General features: G+C 71.8%; 13 protein-coding genes. 8 read left to right on the top strand and 5 right to left on the bottom strand.

Annotation, left to right across the window (positions count from 1 at the left end; translation table 11 throughout):
- Positions 1–339 precede the first annotated feature (339 nt).
- From ABD350_RS17490 to ABD350_RS17475, 4 genes are all read left to right on the top strand, one after another.
- Positions 340–3,132: an AAA family ATPase gene (locus tag ABD350_RS17490; RefSeq protein ID WP_344349059.1), complete on the top strand. Its 2,793-nt coding sequence runs from the start codon at positions 340–342 to the stop codon at positions 3,130–3,132.
- A gap of 157 nt (positions 3,133–3,289) precedes the next feature.
- On the top strand, positions 3,290–3,850 hold the full coding sequence (locus ABD350_RS17485; RefSeq protein WP_344349058.1) for an SRPBCC family protein: 561 nt from the start codon (positions 3,290–3,292) through the stop codon (positions 3,848–3,850).
- 93 nt (positions 3,851–3,943) lie between these two features.
- Entirely contained in the window at positions 3,944–4,432 is a 489-nt protein-coding gene (locus tag ABD350_RS17480) for a TetR/AcrR family transcriptional regulator (RefSeq protein ID WP_344349093.1), read from the top strand.
- Positions 4,433–4,921: 489 nt separating this feature from the next.
- Complete coding sequence (locus tag ABD350_RS17475; RefSeq protein WP_344349057.1) at positions 4,922–7,690, top strand: helix-turn-helix transcriptional regulator; 2,769 nt, start codon at positions 4,922–4,924, stop codon at positions 7,688–7,690.
- A 49-nt stretch (positions 7,691–7,739) separates the two neighbouring features.
- Here ABD350_RS17475 and ABD350_RS17470 read toward each other — a convergent pair whose 3' ends face one another.
- On the bottom strand, positions 7,740–8,546 hold the full coding sequence (locus ABD350_RS17470; RefSeq protein WP_344349056.1) for an alpha/beta hydrolase: 807 nt from the start codon (positions 8,544–8,546) through the stop codon (positions 7,740–7,742).
- 316 nt (positions 8,547–8,862) lie between these two features.
- Here ABD350_RS17470 and ABD350_RS17465 point away from each other — a divergent pair, with 316 nt between their 5' ends.
- Positions 8,863–9,333 (top strand): SsgA family sporulation/cell division regulator, encoded by a 471-nt coding sequence (locus ABD350_RS17465; RefSeq protein ID WP_344349055.1) that lies wholly within the window; start codon positions 8,863–8,865, stop codon positions 9,331–9,333.
- Positions 9,334–9,573: 240 nt separating this feature from the next.
- Complete coding sequence (locus ABD350_RS17460; RefSeq protein ID WP_344349054.1) at positions 9,574–10,002, top strand: Ohr family peroxiredoxin; 429 nt, start codon at positions 9,574–9,576, stop codon at positions 10,000–10,002.
- A 745-nt stretch (positions 10,003–10,747) separates the two neighbouring features.
- Here ABD350_RS17460 and ABD350_RS17455 read toward each other — a convergent pair.
- Positions 10,748–11,338: a hypothetical protein gene (locus ABD350_RS17455; protein WP_344349053.1), complete on the bottom strand. Its 591-nt coding sequence runs from the start codon at positions 11,336–11,338 to the stop codon at positions 10,748–10,750.
- 370 nt (positions 11,339–11,708) lie between these two features.
- On the opposite strand from ABD350_RS17455, the gene ABD350_RS17450 reads away from it, so the two are divergent.
- Both ABD350_RS17450 and ABD350_RS17445 read left to right on the top strand, forming a co-directional pair.
- The gene (locus ABD350_RS17450) at positions 11,709–12,227 is read left to right on the top strand and encodes an RNA polymerase sigma factor (protein ID WP_344349052.1); all 519 of its coding nucleotides are present in this window, start codon (positions 11,709–11,711) and stop codon (positions 12,225–12,227) included.
- A 329-nt stretch (positions 12,228–12,556) separates the two neighbouring features.
- Positions 12,557–12,946 (top strand): peptidase inhibitor family I36 protein, encoded by a 390-nt coding sequence (locus ABD350_RS17445; RefSeq protein WP_344349051.1) that lies wholly within the window; start codon positions 12,557–12,559, stop codon positions 12,944–12,946.
- 134 nt (positions 12,947–13,080) lie between these two features.
- Here the strand turns inward: ABD350_RS17445 and ABD350_RS17440 are convergent, their stop codons facing one another.
- The 3 genes from ABD350_RS17440 to ABD350_RS17430 all read right to left on the bottom strand — a co-directional run bounded on the left by ABD350_RS17440 (position 13,081) and on the right by ABD350_RS17430 (position 16,314).
- A complete protein-coding gene (locus tag ABD350_RS17440) occupies positions 13,081–13,527 on the bottom strand; it encodes a cupin domain-containing protein (protein WP_344349049.1) in 447 nt (148 codons plus the stop codon).
- A 183-nt stretch (positions 13,528–13,710) separates the two neighbouring features.
- A complete protein-coding gene (locus tag ABD350_RS17435) occupies positions 13,711–14,952 on the bottom strand; it encodes an ATP-grasp domain-containing protein (RefSeq protein ID WP_344349048.1) in 1,242 nt (413 codons plus the stop codon).
- Positions 14,953–15,054: 102 nt separating this feature from the next.
- Complete coding sequence (locus ABD350_RS17430) at positions 15,055–16,314, bottom strand: hypothetical protein (RefSeq protein WP_344349047.1); 1,260 nt, start codon at positions 16,312–16,314, stop codon at positions 15,055–15,057.
- Between the last annotated feature and the right edge of the window lie 395 nt (positions 16,315–16,709).

Genomic DNA, 16,709 nt, shown 5'->3' with positions numbered 1-16,709 from the left:
ATCGCGGCTCACCCACACCCGCGGCGCGTCTGCGGCGAGCACTGTCGCCACCTGCCCGGGCCGGGTGTGCTCAGCTGTCCGCACCAGCGTGTGATCCGTCCGCAGAAGGCGGTTGGCGTGCCGCAGCGTCCCCGCCACGGCACGGACGGGCCGCCCCTCGGCTGCGTACGGAACCGGGCCACCGTACGAGGACCGGGGCCGGCGAGCGGCCGGGAGCGATACACCCGGCGTCCTCTAGACTGCGGTGATCGCATGGGGGGTGCGCGGATCCTGGGGGCAGTACAGCCAGGCCGGCGCAGGGCACCGGCCCTCCATACGTCGGCCGTTGGAGGCAGCCCGATGACTGACCCGGACCCGACCGTCCGCCCGACCTCGCCACGGCTGGTCGGACGCGACGCGGACCTGGCCTTCATCCACTCCTTCCTCGGCAACACCGAGGTCCACGGTGCGGCCCTGCTGCTGTCGGGCGAGGCCGGGGTGGGCAAGAGCGCGGTCCTCGACGCGGTGGCGGCGGGCGCCGTACACCACGGCGTCCGGGTACTGCGCGCGGCCGGTGTGCAGTTCGAGGCGGACATCAGCTACGCGGGTCTCAACCAGCTCCTCGTGCCGCTCTTCGACGGGTTCGACGTCCTGGACAACCCCCACCGCGACGCGCTGCGGGTCGCCGTCGGCATCGGCGGCGGGCCCGCTCCCGACCGCCTGCTGACCTCCACCGCGGTCCTGCTGCTGCTGCGGCTGACAGCCGCCGAGACGCCGCTGCTGCTCGTCGTGGACGACCTGCCGTGGCTGGACCGGGCGACCAACGCCGTGCTCGGTTTCGTGGCGCGGCGGCTCGTCGGCAGTCGTATCGGCTTCCTCGCGGCCTCCCGTACGGGTTCCGACAGCTTCTTCGAGTCCAGCGGCCTGACCGAGCGCCGGCTGGCACCTCTCGACGACGCCGCGTCGGCCGAGCTGCTCGCTCTGGCCCACCCCGATGTCTCCCCCGCGGTCAGGCGCCGTATCGCCGCCGAGGCACGCGGCAACCCGCTGGCACTGGTGGAGCTGCCGGTGGCACTCTCCGCCGAACAGCGCGCGACCCTCGCGGCGGTACCCGCCGTGCTACCCCTGACCGAGCGCCTGCAGGCCATGTTCGCCTCACGCGTGGCCCGGCTGCCCGAGCGCAGCCGGGAGCTGCTGCTGATCGCCGCCCTCGACGGCACCGGTGACCTGGCCACGATCGAGGCCGCCGCGGCCGGCCGGGCCGCCCTCGACGATCTGGCCCCCGCCGAACGCAGCCGGCTGGTGACGGTCTCGGCGGACAACCGGCGGCTGTCCTTCCGGCACCCGCTGATCGGCTCCGCGGTGGTCGAGCCGGCCACCGCGTCGGAGCGCAGAAGGGCTCACCAGGCGCTCGCCGATGTGCTCGGCGACCAGTTGGAGCGGCGCGCCTGGCACCTGGGAGAGGCGGCCAGGGGCCCCGACGCGATGGTCGCGGCCCTGCTGGAGGAGGCGGCGCGGCACAGGCTTCGCCGCGGGGACGCGCTGGGCGCGGTGACGGCGCTGACCCGGGCCGCCGGGCTCAGCCCCACGGCGGCGGACGAGAGTCGCCGGCTGGCCGAGGCGGCGTACGTGGGCGTGGACTCCAGCGGTGAACTGGAGGACGCCTCACGTCTGCTGGCGGGGGCGCGGCTGGTCCATCCCGGTACCGGGCGGCAGTCGCTGCACGCGGCGGCCGCGTCCGCGTTCCTGCTGATCAACCGGGACGGCGACATCGACACCGCCTACCGGTTGCTGGCCGGGGCGATCGAGTCCGGTGACCACGGCTACGACGCCTCCGACGAGGCCCTCGTCGAGGCCTTGCACCTGTTGGTGCTGCTGTGCTGGTACGGCGGTGAGCCCGCGCTGTGGCAGCCGTTGCTGACGTTCGTGGACCGGCTCACCCCCGAACCGCCGGAGCTGCTGTGGGTGCTGGTGCGTACCTTCGCCGACCCGGCGCGTACGGGTCCCTCCGCCCTGCCCCGGCTGAAGGAGCTGATCGCCGCCGTCGGGGACGACGCCACGCGGGTGATCCGCGTCGGCACCGCCTCGGTCTTCGCCGACCGGCTCGGGGATTTCCGGTTCGCCACCCGCCGGCTGGTGGAACAGGGCCGTGCCGGCACGGCGCCGGTGCGCCGGCATCTGGGCGCGCTGATGCACCTGGGCCTGGACTACTTCCACCTGGGTCGCTGGGACGACGCCGCCGGGCTGGCCGCCGAAGGGCTCGCGCTGTGCGCGGACCACGACTACCGATTCTTCGCGTGGTACTTCCAGTACGTGCGGGCGGTCGTGGCCGCGGCGCAGGGCGACGCGGAGACCGCCGCCGCGCTGACCGAGGAGATCGTCCGGTGGGCCACGCCCCGCGGGGTCCTCGGCGCACGGTTCTTCGCCTGCCATGCCAGGGCACTGGCCGTTCTCGGCAACGGTGACTTCGAGACCGCCTACCGGCACGCCTGCGCGCTCAGCCCGCCCGGGACCGTGGCCCCCTACCTGCCGATCGCCATGTGGGGCGCGATGGACCTGGTCGAGGCGGCTGTGCGAACCGGACGGGAGCAGGAGGCGGCCGCCCACGCGGCGGCGATGCGCGCCTCCGCGATGGCCGAGCTGTCGCCCCGCCTCGAACTGCTGGTCGCGGGCTGCGAAGCGCTGACGACTCCCGGCGAGAAGTCCCTCGCCCTGTTCGAGCGGGCGCTGGCCCTGCCGGGGCCGGAACGCTGGCCCTTCGACGCCGCCCGGATCCGCCTCTTCCACGGCGAACGGCTGCGGCGGCTGCGCGCCACCACGGAGGCCAGGGAGCAGCTGACCCACGCCTTGGAGGCCTTCCAGCGGCTGGGCGCCAAGCCCTGGGTCACGCGTGCGGCGGCCGAACTGCGGGCGAGCGGCCTGTCCGCGCCGGCTTCCGTGCGGCCGGGGCCCGTGACCCTGACCGCCCAGGAACTCCAGATCGCCACGCTCGCCGCGACCGGGCTGACCAACAAGCAGATCGCGGAACGGTTGTTCCTGTCCCATCGGACCATCGGCACGCACCTCTACCAGATCTATCCCAAACTGGGCATCAGTTCCCGTGCCGCGCTGCGGGACGCACTCTCCCGACTGGACCGCGCCCAGGAGGAGTGACGAGGGGGAAGCGCTGTCGACTCCGGCGTTCGCTCAGTCATGTGACGTATGCCGTGCCCGTGGGCCCCGCGCACAGTGGACGCCGGAGCGGCTCAGGAGCCTTCCCCTGCGGTGTCCGTCCCTGGAGCCGCCGACGGCGACGCGAAAGGGAGGCCGGATGCCCGACGCCTCGGACAGCCCTCCGGACATCCACTGGCCGTCGGGTTTCTCGCCCGAGCAGGCCCACGGTTTCTGCCAGGTCCAGGCCGTGGTGCACGCGCCGCCCGCCACGGCGTTCGCCCTGCTGGCCGATGTGCCGAGGTGGCCGGAGTGGGTGCCGGGCATCACCGAGGCGTGGGCCGGTGCACTGGCCAGGACGTACGAGGTGCTGTTCCACGGGCAGCGGTTCGAGGTCTTCGTGGGGGAGCAGGTGGCGCCCCGCAGGCTCGGCTGGTCGGGGGTGGGCGCAGGTGTGCAGGTGTACCAGGCCTGGCTGCTCACCGCTGTCGCGGCCGGCACCCACGCGGTGTGCGCGAACGTGGTCCGCGGTCCTGCCTCGACGTCCCTCGCCGCGCTGTCCCCCGCCTGGGAGCAGCACCTGAACACCCTCTGGATGGCGCAGCTCAAACGGCTCTCCGAGAGCGCGCCGGGGGGTAAACGCTCGCAATGTCACCACCCGAGGAATCCGCCGCCCAGATGTGGCAATTACTGGTTGAGAAGCACGGGAACGAGGCATTAACTGTCTCAGGTTCCACATTCCACGGCTAGACTCGACGCCGTGAGAGCCGACGCAGCACGCAACCTGGAGACCGTCCTGACCACCGGCGCGCGCATGTTCGCCGCCGACCCGGGCGCGAGCATCGCGAGCATCGCCGCCGAGGCCGGTGTGGACCGGCGCACCGTCTACCGCCGCTTCGCCTCCCGCGAGGACCTTCTCGCCGCCATCTACGAAGCCCGGCTGACGGCCATCGAGAAGGCCATCGAGGACGCCCGGCTGCGGGAGGCACCCGTGGCCGTCGCCCTGCACCGTTACGTCGAGAACATCATCGCCGTCAACCGCACCTGGCCCGTGGACCTCGCCCGCATGCTCGCCGACGAGAGCGTGCGCGCACGCCGTGACGCGGCCGTCCGCGAGGTGGACGCCTTCCTCGAACGGGCCACCGACGAGGGGCTTCTGCGGCCCGGCCTGCCGGAAGGATGGGCGAGCGCGCTCCTGCCGGACCTCATGCACCTGGTGTCCCGGCAGCGGCCCGAACTGAGCCCCGGCCGGGCGGCGGACATCGTCGTCGACACGCTGCTGCACGGCCTCGGCGCGTCCTGACAGGACGACGGGGCCCCAGCGGTCCGGGCGCGGCGCAGGCGCCCTCGTCATACGGTGTTGTCCCCAGGGCCGGTTCTTCCTCGCGGCGGCCTGGGCGGCTCGGCCCTGGAGTCGGGCCCCGCAAAAGCCTCTCCCGTGATGTACGGCATGCCGTACCCATGGCGCGCGCGGCACCGTGGGTACGGCCCCCGAAGACCGCGTGGGACCCCAGTGGCGGCAGCGGCCGGGCCCGATGGTGAACAGGCCCGCGACATGGCATCCGGCGTGATGGCCCGGGCACGGCCGGCCGCATACGAGGGAACACACCCGGATTGACTCACACGTATCGATCTCGCCGCGTGGGACAGGGGCGGCCCGCCGGCTGCCTCCGGCAGGACCGGATCAAACATCCTCGCCATACCCGGTGTCGAAATCCCCCGGCGACACCTAGTCTTTTGCGTCAGATCGGCACATGGCTGCTGCGGGGGCGGCCGCCGGAAAGGGGGGACGATGGAGTGGGACGCCGGGACCATGGTCGGCCGTGAGCACGAGCAGGCGGTGCTGTCCGAGTTCGTGACGGCCGCCGAGGGCCGAGCCCTCGTCCTGCGCGGGGACACGGGCGTGGGCAAGAGCGCCCTGCTGGAGCACGTCGCCACCCTCGCCGCGGGCGGGAGGCACCGAGTGATCCGGGCGGCCGGTGTGGAGGCCGAGTCGGAGCTGCCGTTCGCCGGACTGCACCAGATCCTCTACCCGCTGCTCCCGCACATCGACCGGCTGGACGACAGCCGGCGGCAGGTGTTCGACGTCGTCTTCGGCCGGAGCGAGGGTCCACCCCCCTCGGTCATGACCCTCGGCATCGCCGTCCTCGACCTGCTCTCGCTCGCCGCCTCTCAGCAACCCCTCCTGCTGGTGCTCGACGACGGCCAGTGGCTCGACACCTCCAGCATCGAGGTGTGCGGATTCGCGGGGCGACGGCTCACCGGCAGCTCGGTGAAGCTCGTCGTCGGCCTGCGCTCCGACGTGTCCTCCGGCTTCGACACGGCCGCGCTGCCCCAGCTTCCGGTCACCACATTGTCGAAGAAGGCGTCCGAGCAGCTCCTGGACCTGCGTCACCCCGGGCTGGACCCCGTGATCCGGCGGCTGGTGCTCGACGAGGCCCAAGGCAACGCGCTGGCTCTGCTGGAACTGCCGCCCCATGTGCTGCGCAACAACCGCCCGGCGGACGACCCGGAGGCCCTCGCCGGCTACCCGGGCGTCCCCCTGCCCCAGCGCCTGCAGCAGGTGTACGGCGACCGCATCAAAGCACTGGGCGACGCCGTGCGCACGGAGCTGCTGCGCGGCGCCCTGGACGGCGTCGGAGCGGGCGCGGCGGCCCGGCGCCACCATGGCACGCGCTACCGCATGCTGGACGCGGAGGAGGCCGCGGCGAGCGGCCTGCTGGACATCGATCCGCTCAGCGGCGACTTCGTCTTCCGGCACCCCTTGGTGCGTTCGACCGTCGTCCAGCTGGCGACCCCCAACGAGCGCCGCGCGGCGCACGCGGCCCTCGCACGGGTGCACCGCGGCGACGTGGAACGGCGTGCCACGCATCTGGCGGCCGCGACGGTCGACCCGGACGAGGAGGTCGCGGCCGCGCTGGAGGCGGCGGCCGAGTCGGTGACCCGGCGCGGCGGCGCGATGGTCGCCGTGTCCTGGCTGACCCGCGCGGCGGAGCTGAGCGAGCGGCCGGAGGAACGGTCCAGGCGGCTGGGCGACGCGGCGTTCGTCGCCGGTCACGCCGGCCTGCTCGGCCAGGCCCGGCAACTGGTCGGCTCGGACCCCGCGCCCGGCGGCGCCCACTCCCCCGCCTCGGTGATCGCGGCGGCCTACGCGGCACTGTACGAGCACGGGGACGTACGGTTCTCGCAGCGTCACGTCGTCGCGGCGATCGAGAACCTTCGGGACGACAGCGGCGAGGACCCGCACGAGGCGCTCACACGACTCATCAACCTGCTGCTGGCCATCAACCAGTACGCGAGCGACGAGGCGGCGTGGAAGCGGACGCACGCGCTGCTCGACACCCTGGGCGATCGGGTGTCCGCCCATTCCCGTATCTACGAGGATGCCTGGGGGGACGTCGTACGGCGCGGCGCGGGTGTGCGCGAACGTGTGGCGAGCGCCTTCGCCGCCCTGCGCGAACCCGAGCCGTGGGACATCACGCGGCTGGGCGTCGCCGCCTATCACGTGGACATCCTCAGCCAGTACCGGCCCCTGCTGCAGCGCGCCCTGGACCGGGAGTCCGAGACGGGGGCCATGGCGACCAGCATGACGATGCTGCACCAGATCATGCTGGACCAGATGGCGGTCGGCGAGTGGGACGAGGCCGAGCGGACCGGGCAGCGATGCCTGGACCTGGCGACGGCCCGTCACCACATGCTGTTCGCGCACCATGCCCGCGGGTATCTGGGCCTGCTGGCCGCGATGCGCGGCCAGAGCGACCGCGCCCGCCGATTCCAGGCAACCGTCGACGCCTGGGCCCGGCCCCGCGGCGTCGGCTTCCTCACCCAGATCGCCGACGCCATCGGCACCACCACCGCCCTCTCGGAAGGCGATTACGAAGCCGCCTATCTCCACGCCATCGGCATCACACGCCCCGGCTCCTTCACCCCCTACGCCCACCAAGCCCCCCGCACCCTCCTCGACCTCGTCGAAGCGGCCCTCCACACCGGCCGCCACGAACAAGCCCGCGCCCACGCCCTGGCCGCCCGACAGGCCCGGCTCCCCCACATCTCCCCCCGCCTCGCCGTCCTCACCCACGGCGCCCTCGCCATGACCGCCACCGACCCCGGCGAAGCCGGCCACCACTACCACCAAGCCGAAACCCACCCCGCCGCGGCCGCCCTCCCCTACGAACTCGCCCGTATCCGCCTCGCCCACGGCATCCACCTACGCCACACCCAGGGCCGCAAATCCGCCCGCCTCACCCTCACCCTCGCCACTGACACCTTCGAACGTCTCGGCGCCCCCACCTGGGCCGAACGCAGCCGGGCCGAACTACGGGCCGCCGGAGCGCCCCCGCTCGCCTCCTCGGCGCACCCGGCGACCCTGACCTGGCAGGAACGCCGGATAGCGGACCTCGCCGCCGGCGGTCTGACCAACAAGGAGATCGGTGCGCGTATGCACCTGTCGCCGCGCACGGTCAGCTCACACCTCTACCGGGTGTTCCCCAAGCTGGGCATCACCTCCCGCGCCGCACTGCGCGACGCCCTGGGCAAGTTGCCCGACGGCCAGGACACCTGACAGCGGCAGCCGGCGGCGGTTCCCGGCGGCGCCTTCGGGTTCCGGCGCGTCAGCCCCGCGGGGGGTGGGCCCGGATGCCGTGTTCTTCCAGCCAGCCGAGCACGTAGTCGGCGACGACGGGCCATCCGCTGTCGACGACCAGGGAGTGGGCCCGGTCCGCGAACTGCTTCAGGTCGGTGACGGCCGGCGTGTCGCCGTACTGCTTGAACACGGCACGGGTGGCCTCGTCCGGTACGAGTCTGTCCTCCTGCCCGGAGATCAGCAGGAGCGGGCCGCGGGCCGGGTTCCCGACGTCCGCCACGGTGCGCGGGCTGCGGGGCGCACCCGCGCACCCGAGGTCGGCGAGCAGGCGGCGCGGTGCCGGGACGACGTAGCGGTCGTAGAGCCGGTCGGACTCCTCGGCTTCGAGTGTGCCGGCGAAGACGTGGTGGAACTGTTCCGGCGACAGGGTCACCAACTCGTCGGCGGGGTCGCACCGGTCGGGCGGCGGCAGTCGACCGGGGGACGCGGGCAGCGGGATGCCGTTGATCGGGGCGGGGGCGATCGCGACGGCGGCACGGCCGACACCGGCGGCGATGAGGTGCTGTGCGATGAGTCCGCCGACCGAGTGTCCGACGATCACCGGCGCGACATCGAATGACCGCACGATCGCGGCGTAGTGGTCGGTCAGCGCGTCGAGACCGATACGACCGAGTGGCTCCGGTGACGTGCGCATGTCCCGGGCGGTCTCGGCCTCCCCCGGCCAGCCGGGCGCGAGGGCGAGGAATCCCCTGTCGGCGAAGCGCTCGGTCCACGACTCCCAGGAGAGCGCGTGCAGCCACACGCCATGGATGAAGACGACGGGGGTACGTTTCACGGCTGGCTCCTCCGAGCACGACGACCATTGGCACCGGCGCACCGGCGGCTGTTTCAGCATCGTTCAGGCAGGGGCCGGCGACGACAGTCGAATGACGTAATGTCGGCGGCCCTCGCCGCGCACGAGCCCGGGCCGGCCCTCAAGGCCGCCGAGGGGGCCTCGCCGGAGCGGACGGCGGTCCGCCCGGCGGACGCCGGTCGGGGGCGAGAACCGACATGGCAGTGGTGTTCGACGGTCAAGTTACTTATGTACGGCGATCCAGCGCGGGCGAGAGTGGGTCGGGCCAGCCTCCGCAGCAGGGAAGGATCCACCCGTCATGAGCGGCAACCAGCCACGTGTACAGGACCCCCGAACAGCACCGCACGGTCGTCGGCGGCTGACCTTGGACATCGAGCGTGTGCTGGACGTCTCGGCCCGGCAGGCGGTCAGAGCCGAGTTCCGGTACGACCCGGAGCTGCCCCTGACCGTCTCCGTGGAGTTCCTCGTCGAGGGCGGCCCGCGGGTCCTGTGGCGGATCGGGCGGGACCTCCTGCGGCAGGGGTTGTACGCGATGAGCGGCCTCGGTGACGTCCAGATGTGGCCGTCGAGCGTGGAAGAGGGGGCCACCGCACGGCTTCAGCTGGTCTCCGGGGACATGGCGGCGCTGTTCGAACTTCCCATTCCGCCACTGGCGGCGTGGCTGGAGCACACCTATTCACTCGTACCCGCGGGCGAGGAGCTCACCGGGGTCGACTGGGACGCCACCGCCGCAGACCTGCTGCGCGGTCCGGCGGCACCCTCGGATTGACCGCGGGCGGGGAGATCCGCAGCCTGCTCGTGGCGTCACGGCCTCCAAGACGGCGAGGTCGCTCCCGGCAGCGTGTGGAGGCCAGGCCCCAGCGACTGGGCACACGGAGACGAGTCACCGGCTTGACGGGTGACGGAGAAGGCTGCCAGGATGACGTCACCGCCTCAACCGGTGACTCGTGAAGTGACCGGCACGGGAGGCGGGCGAAGATCTGTTCGGATCAGATGGGGAGCCCCAGTCATGACAGTCAGCTACACCGCCGTCGTCGACGTCGACGGAGAGGGCCGCAACGGCGGTCACGTTCGCTCCTCCGACGGCCTTCTGGCGACGGGCCTCGCCCTCCCCAAGGAGCTGGGTGGCAGCGGCACCGCGACCAACCCCGAGCAACTCCTGGCAGCCGGCTGGGCCGCCTGCTTCCTCGGCGCACTGCGCCGGGCCGCCACGACCCGCGAGATACGGCTGACCAGCACCAGCATCACCGCCGAGATCACCCTCACCCACGGCGACGACGGCGAGTTCTCGCTTTCCGCGGTCCTCAGCCCGGTCCTCGGCGGCGTCGACCAGGCCACGGCCGAGGAACTGGCGCAGACCGCCCACCGGATCTGCCCCTACTCCAAGGCCACGCGCGGCAACATCCCTGTCGTCCTCAACGCCACGGCTGCCGCCTGATCCCCTGACTGCGGGTCCCGTGCACTTCCCCCGGCACGGGACCCGCTCCCCTCTCCCCCGCCGCACCCGCGGCGCCTACCGAAGAGCGAGGGCAGGACATGGCCTCCATCACGCACCCGTTCGCCCGGAAGACCGGACACCGCCGTTCCGTCCCCACACCCTCGACGTCACTGGCCGAAGGGGTAACTGAGGGCGTCGAGCGTGCACCGGCTGCGCCTGTCCGCGCAACTGTCGTCCGTGACAGGGCAGACGGCACCCGCGACCGGGCGGCTGCCGGCTCCGGCGAACAGCGAGCCGGCGCTGCGAGAGTCCCGCAGGCACCTGCCTGGCCGGACGCCGCGCAGGTGTGGAGTTGGTCGGCGAGCGTGGCCCTCTCGGGATACGGTCCGGCGGCCCGGGACTTCCTGTGATGTCCGACCGAGAACACTCGGACCAACGACGTCGTCGTGACAGGCGCGGGCCCGGTCGGCGAGGGCGGCGCGTAGCGCACCGCCGCCGGTCTGAGCACCGTGATCGCCGACAGCGGGCTTCTGGGCCGACGATCATGTACCGGAGGTCGGCGGCGAGTGCTTCTGCTGGGTCTGCGAACCTGGCAAGACCCGGCCGCGCCCGGCGCTGTCCGCACGACGGCCGTGCACGTCCCGCTCCCGGTCTCGCCCCCGCCGTCAGGAAGTCGCTGGGCGCCGAGGTCGCCCTGGCGTATCGCGATCGGATGTCCGCCGACTGGAACCCGGGAGCGTCGGCCCTACGAGGTACGGCCCTCATCGGCGCGGGCCTCACCCGTCCCGCGTGGCGCCGGCTGTACCAGGGTGTACATGACGGAACGCTGCTGCTTGTGACGCCGGATGCGGCCCTTGGCGACAAGGGACTCAAGGGTGTTCCGCACGACCTGAGGCGTCGGGTTGCGGTCGGGGTACTTCTGCAGGAGCTCGTCCCGCAATTCCTTCGCCAGGCGCGGCTCCTTGTACTGGCCGAGCAGCTCGGTGAGCAGATCACCGAGCAGAGGCTGACGCGGCTTCCCCTTCGCGCCGGCCTTCGCGGTCCTGCCTGCCGGAGCGGTCTTCGCCGATGACGAACGCCGTGAGGCGGCCCGGGAAGCGGGCTTCGTCTTGGCGACGACGGGCTCGTCCTGCATCTGCTCGGGCAGACGGGAGGGATCCGCAAACCCTTCGTACCGTTGGGCGAGGCTCAGGATGTCCTCCAGGAGCGCCTCCTGCTGTTGCAACACCTTGATCCGCTCTGTCAGCTCCTGCTGTAGGCGGCGGTTCTCCTCCAGGTCCGATGCGGCCTGTACCACGTACCGCGACCGGAGCGTGGCGGCTGACTGGCTCGTCACAACCGTTCACTCCCTCGATATGGATGACGTTGCGCATGGTACCCACGCCGAGGCTTCCGCCGCAGACAAGTGTCGACACCAAACGGTTCGTCGGATCAGCTCTCCGGCCCGGCACACGGCAGGCCGGACGGCCGACAAGGTTCCTGGGCGGCCCCGCACACGGAACATGAGGGACATGAGCACGTGACATATGTCCTCTCGACCGCACGGACCATCGATGCACACGTGCCTGTCAGCGGCCCGGCGCGGCACGGCCGCGACACAAATGCGGCGGTTGTCTGACACTCGCCCTGTCCACAGCGCAGTTGCCGAGGCTGCACCCGGCCTCCGGCCCGCCTCACGACACAGAACCAGGATGGTTCAGAACGCTATGGCTACCCCCCTCACCGCTGTGTCCCCATCCGACCTGCTCGGCGTCATCATGAGGGAACACCGCGACGGTCTCGTCTCGTACGCCGAGAAGATGCTGGGTGACCGCGCACTCGCCGAGGACATCGCGCAGGAGGCCATCATCCGCGCCTGGCGGAGCATCGACCGTCTGCTCGGAATGGAGGGATCCGTGCGGGGCTGGCTCTTCACCGTGACGCGGCACCTGGTCATCGACTGGGTGCGCAAGCCGCACGCCCGGAGGGAGGTCGTCGGGGACGCCTGCTACGACCCGGTGTCGGGTACCGGGTGCACCGAGGCGGTGCACGACCGCCTCGTGGTCCGGCCGCTCCTGTGCAAGCTGTCCGCCGAACACCGCGCCGTGCTGGTGCACATCTACCTGTGCGACCGCACCCTCCAGGAGACCGCCGGCATCCTCGGAGTTCCGGTCGGCACCGTCAAGAGCCGTCAGTACAACGCCCTGCGCAAGCTGCGTGCCGTCGTGCGGCCGGAGGCTGCCTGACCGGTCCGGCCCGTGGCCGCGCGAGCCGGTCCGCACCAGCGGCGCCCTTGCGCTGGAGCAGACGCCGCTGCGCGCCTCGCCGCGCCGTGAGCGTCGAGGCGGCCACCGGGTGCCGGGCCACCTGGTGCCGGGCCACCTGGTGCCGGCGGCGACGGTCGGGCCGCGCCACAGCCGCGACGCCGCCATGAAGTCCTACCGTCTGACCCGCGGGACGTATTCGTGTGAACCCCGGGCCCCGCCACAACCGTGTACAGACTGGCCCGGTGACACGGAAGGCCCTCCTCGTACCGACGGGCCGTCGTGTCACACCTCTGACCGGAAGGACAGCCATGTTCGTTCGTTCCCTCACGGCTCTGGTCTGCGGCGCTGTCGCGACCTTGGCTCTCGGCGTCTCCCCCGCCTCGGCGGCGCCGGCCGCGAGCTGCGACGGCGCCCTCGTGCTCTGGGACAACATCAACTACAACGGCACCCACATCTGCTTCGGTTACTGGGAATCGGAGAGCGACCTCGGCAAGGTCTCGGCGCTTCCCAGCGGAAGCATGCAGGACAAGACCTCGTCGGTGCAGAACCTCACCGACTCGGCCTTCTGCCTGTACGTCGACAACAACTACTCGGGCGACAGGTTCACCGTCTACGCGCACACCTCGATCGTCGACATGAGGGTCCCGAACCCCTACTGGAACGACAAGATCAGTTCGGTGCGGCCCGGCGCCTGCTGACGGCTTCTGCCACTACGCCTCGGCACGCAGGTCCCGGTTCGTCGATGCCGCCCCGTCCGCGCCGGTCCGTCGGCCGGCGCGGACGTGAGCGCCGTGGGGGCTCCTTCGCCTCGGCGGAGTCCTTCCGGGCCTCTCTAGTAGGTGGTCACGAGGGGCTTGGTCGCGTCGACGACGTACGTGGAGAGCATCATCGTCGTGACCGTGCCGACGTTGCGGGCGTTGTGGATCACGCCGTCGGGGATGAAGAACGGATCGCCCGTGCGCAGCCGCAGGGGCGGCCGGTCGTCGAACTCCATCAGCACGTCTCCCCGGATGATGTACCCCACCTCGATGCCCGGGTGGCTGTGCCGGCCCGACTCCTTGTGCCGGGGGATCTGCACGAGCGTCTGCACGGCTTCCCAGCCCTCGGCGGGCGAGGGGTGCTCCTGGAGCAGGGTGCGGGTGACACCCGCGGTCGGATCGGAGTCCGTCGGGAAGTGGGCGGACCCGGCCGCCTCGGCGGGGGACGGCAGGGCCGCGGCGCCCAGGGCTCCGGCCGCAGCGGCGCCGCTCGCACGGAGCAGATAACGTCGGTCGAACATCATGTGTCCTCACTCGTGTAGAACGAACATGGCAGAGGCCATGAAATATGTGTGTGTTTGCCTCATCCAGGAGGGATCAGGGCGGCACACCCGCATGTACGAGGAAGAGGTGTGCGCCCTGCCGGCCCACGCCATCCGTCCCCGGGTCGTACGACGGTCCGGTCGGTCCTGGTGCGGCACCCGCTAGGAGGTGTCGATCTCGTACATGGCGGAACCGTCCAGGTACCGCACGGTGTTCAGGTCCCGTCGCAGCACCGCTTCCACAGGGTGCCGCAGACTCAGCACGACGGGGTACGCGAGGTCCCACGTGGTGGCCGCGATCTTTTCGCCCGGCCGGACCAGCACCGTCAGGTCGCGCACGCTCTCCAGCTTCCGCACCTCGTCGAGGGCCCGGTAGCGCACCAGTCGGCCGGACGCGGGCGACACGAGGGCCGCCCATGCGGCCGCGGTCCTGCGCCGGTACGGGGTGCCGGCGCGCGCGAGGAATCTGCGCGGCCTGACGTAGGCGTCGACGGCCCACTCCAGCTGTCCCTCGCCGATGGCGTCCGCGACGTGGTAGGGAAGTCCGGAGGGCCGGGCACCGGCCTCCACCAGCCGGGGACCGTCCGGCGTCAGCTTGATCTCCAGGTGGGCGGGACCGTAGCGGATGCCGAGGGCGTCCAGCACCCGGAAGGCGTAGGGCACCAGTTCGTCGGTGCACGGGTCGTCGCTGCGGAGCAGGATCTGCGCGACGACCAGGTCCCGGACTCCGTTGGCCGTGACACGGTCCGTGCTCCAGACGTCGGTGACGGTGTGCACACCCTCGCAGCTCACCGTGTTGACGATGTACTCGCCACCGGTGAGGTACTCCTGGGCGACCACTTCGGTGATCCGCTCGCCGAGCGCGGACGTCGCGTTCCGGAGGTCCGCGAGCGCGGCGGCCGACTCGTCGGGCGAGTCGCAGAACCGCACGCCGTGGCCCAAGGCTCCGCGCAGCGGCTTCACCACCGCGTTCCGGCCCAGGCCGGCGTGCCAGGCGCGCAGCTCCGCCTCGTCGGTGGTGCGCAGGTGCCGCATCGCGGGCACGCCCTCCGTCCGGATGCGCTCGATCTGGAGGTACTTGTCGCGCCGGGCCGCGCTGAGCGCCGTGCCGTTGGACGGCAGTCCCAGCCGCTCCGACAGGGCGTCGGCGAGCTCCACCCCCGATTCCCGGCCGGGCAGTACGGCGCGTGGCCGCAAGGCCGCGAGTCTCCCGGTCAGGTCATCGAGGTTCCCCTCGGCGAAAAGCGTGTGGCTGAACGTCGCCGGGTCCACGGGAGCTACTCCCGGCAGGAGCTCCGGGGTGCTGCGGACGTGGATCACCGCGCCACCGGCCGCGGCGAAGGCGTCCACGTAGCGGTGCGACGTGCCGAAGGCGTCCACGACGGCCACCTGGAAGTCCGGCATGGGGTGTTCCTTTCGCGGGTCGGTGTACGGCGCTGCGGGGCGGTGTGTTGTCCTTCGCGGTCCATCCGCGGTGCTGCGCGGTCATACCGTGGTGCTGCGCGGTCAGTCCGTGACGGGGCCGAGCGTCTCGGCGAGGCGGTGGCGTGCCGTCAGCAGCCGATGCACGGCGTTCGTCAGAACGTTGTGCACGCTGAAGCCTGATGTGCCCGGCTCGTCGCCCCGGCCGTCACCCGGCCGGACGCCGCCGAGGAAGTCCCGTTCGCCGCCCTGGGCGAGGATGCTCTGCCGGGTGGGCCTCGTGGACGGTTCGAACGCCTCCGGTATCGCCTTCCTGGTGACGCCCAGGTGCACCATACGGAAGTTCACGAACGTGTCGATCACGCCGAGCAGTGCGACGGCGGCACGGCGGTCGAGCTTCAAACGGCCGTCGAGCACCGCCTGTACGACGTTGTCGCCGCCCCGGGACCGCTCGCGCCACTCGGAGACGAGGGACCGCGACCACGCCGGAAAGTACGGCAGGGACTGGTCGAGGTACAGCTCGTACGATGCGGTCGGCGCCAGCAGCGCCAGCTCCAGCAGTTGCACGCTCGGCATGAACGCGCCGCTCGCGCCGCGGGCGCCGCCGGGATGGCCCATGTGATAGTGGCGGAACGCCTGGAACGCTTCCCTGGGCAGCCTGCCGTACTGCGCCATGTACCGCCGGAAGTCGTCGAGGCCGCGGAGCGCCTCCTCCAGCGCGGCGGCCGGGTCCACGGCGTCGGGCTCCAGCACCAGTGAGCTCAGGCGGTCGAAGGCGCCGCGCACGGCCGGTTCCGCCAGATGGTGCCCGAGGTAGAAGTCGCGTTCCAGGCGCCCGAGTTCTCCGTCGGAGAAGACCCTGATATGCCCGGTGGTCTCCCATTCGGCGCAGTTGACGTCGATGAGCAGTTCGTAGCTCATGTGCGGGTCGAGCGAGGGATACCGGTCGCACTGTGCCGCCAGGGCCGCCAGCAGCGGGCGGGGGAAGGCCGCCGGGCCCGCCGGAAGGTATCCGTTGAGCATGAACAGCAGGTCGAGCTGGACGAGGGGCGCGCAGGACGGATCGGCGGCGAGCGGTCCGTCGTCCGCGCCGGCTGCGCTCAGCACGCGGCACTGCTCCGCCGCGAGCCGCGCATACGTGCTGCGGCCCTGGGTGACGGCGGCCAGGTCGGCCGGCAGCCGGTTCAGCACATAGGGTCCGAGCGGGGAGCGTGACAGGGGGCCCGCGTCCCGTGCGGTACCGCGTCGCGGGTGCTCCGGGTGTTCGGGACGGGCCGGATGTCCCTGCGGGGAGAACAGGTCTTCCTTCTTCACCTTCGCCTCCATGGTGCGGGCACGTCTCACTGGGGGAACGAGACCGCGGGGGAGGAAGGTTCACCGGATACCGGGAAGCATGTGTGAAGTCGGTTCGCCGACATGCGCACGCGACATGTGCCGCGCCGTCGTGTAGCGCGACGGCACTCGGTTCTGGAGCTGTCCGAGGAAGGGCCGGCGCAGTGCGCCGAGCCCGGGTGCGCGGTGTGCATCCGGTTCCTCCAGCACGCCGAGGGCTGATGCCGGCAGGGTCGTAGGGCCGTGTCACAGCGGGCGACGCACGTGGCCGTGCGAAGGGGGGAAGGTTCTTTCCCCGGCAGAAACCTGTCTCTTCCGCACGTGCGGGGGGCCGACGGACGGTGGATGTGTGCCCGGCGGGCGACGGCCCCCGAGGGGCCCGCCGCCCGGCACTGTCACGACCGTCC

Origin of the sequence: Streptomyces nogalater, from assembly GCF_039532885.1 — a bacterium.
GTDB classification, from domain to species: Bacteria; Actinomycetota; Actinomycetes; order Streptomycetales; family Streptomycetaceae; genus Streptomyces; species Streptomyces nogalater.
Note: the sequence above shows the minus strand (reverse complement) of the source record. Positions and strands in the feature narration are given on the sequence as shown.

What these genes read in the sequence shown, in the direction of transcription:
- ABD350_RS17490 (WP_344349059.1), top strand. Translation starts at nt 340, where the DNA reads ATGACTGACCCGGACCCGACCGTCCGCCCGACCTCGCCACGGCTGGTC.
- ABD350_RS17485 (WP_344349058.1), top strand. Translation starts at nt 3,290, where the DNA reads ATGCCCGACGCCTCGGACAGCCCTCCGGACATCCACTGGCCGTCGGGT.
- ABD350_RS17480 (WP_344349093.1), top strand. Translation starts at nt 3,944, where the DNA reads ATGTTCGCCGCCGACCCGGGCGCGAGCATCGCGAGCATCGCCGCCGAG.
- ABD350_RS17475 (WP_344349057.1), top strand. Translation starts at nt 4,922, where the DNA reads ATGGAGTGGGACGCCGGGACCATGGTCGGCCGTGAGCACGAGCAGGCG.
- ABD350_RS17465 (WP_344349055.1), top strand. Translation starts at nt 8,863, where the DNA reads ATGAGCGGCAACCAGCCACGTGTACAGGACCCCCGAACAGCACCGCAC.
- ABD350_RS17460 (WP_344349054.1), top strand. Translation starts at nt 9,574, where the DNA reads ATGACAGTCAGCTACACCGCCGTCGTCGACGTCGACGGAGAGGGCCGC.
- ABD350_RS17450 (WP_344349052.1), top strand. Translation starts at nt 11,709, where the DNA reads ATGGCTACCCCCCTCACCGCTGTGTCCCCATCCGACCTGCTCGGCGTC.
- ABD350_RS17445 (WP_344349051.1), top strand. Translation starts at nt 12,557, where the DNA reads ATGTTCGTTCGTTCCCTCACGGCTCTGGTCTGCGGCGCTGTCGCGACC.
- ABD350_RS17440 (WP_344349049.1), bottom strand. Translation starts at nt 13,527, where the DNA reads ATGTTCGACCGACGTTATCTGCTCCGTGCGAGCGGCGCCGCTGCGGCC.
- ABD350_RS17435 (WP_344349048.1), bottom strand. Translation starts at nt 14,952, where the DNA reads ATGCCGGACTTCCAGGTGGCCGTCGTGGACGCCTTCGGCACGTCGCAC.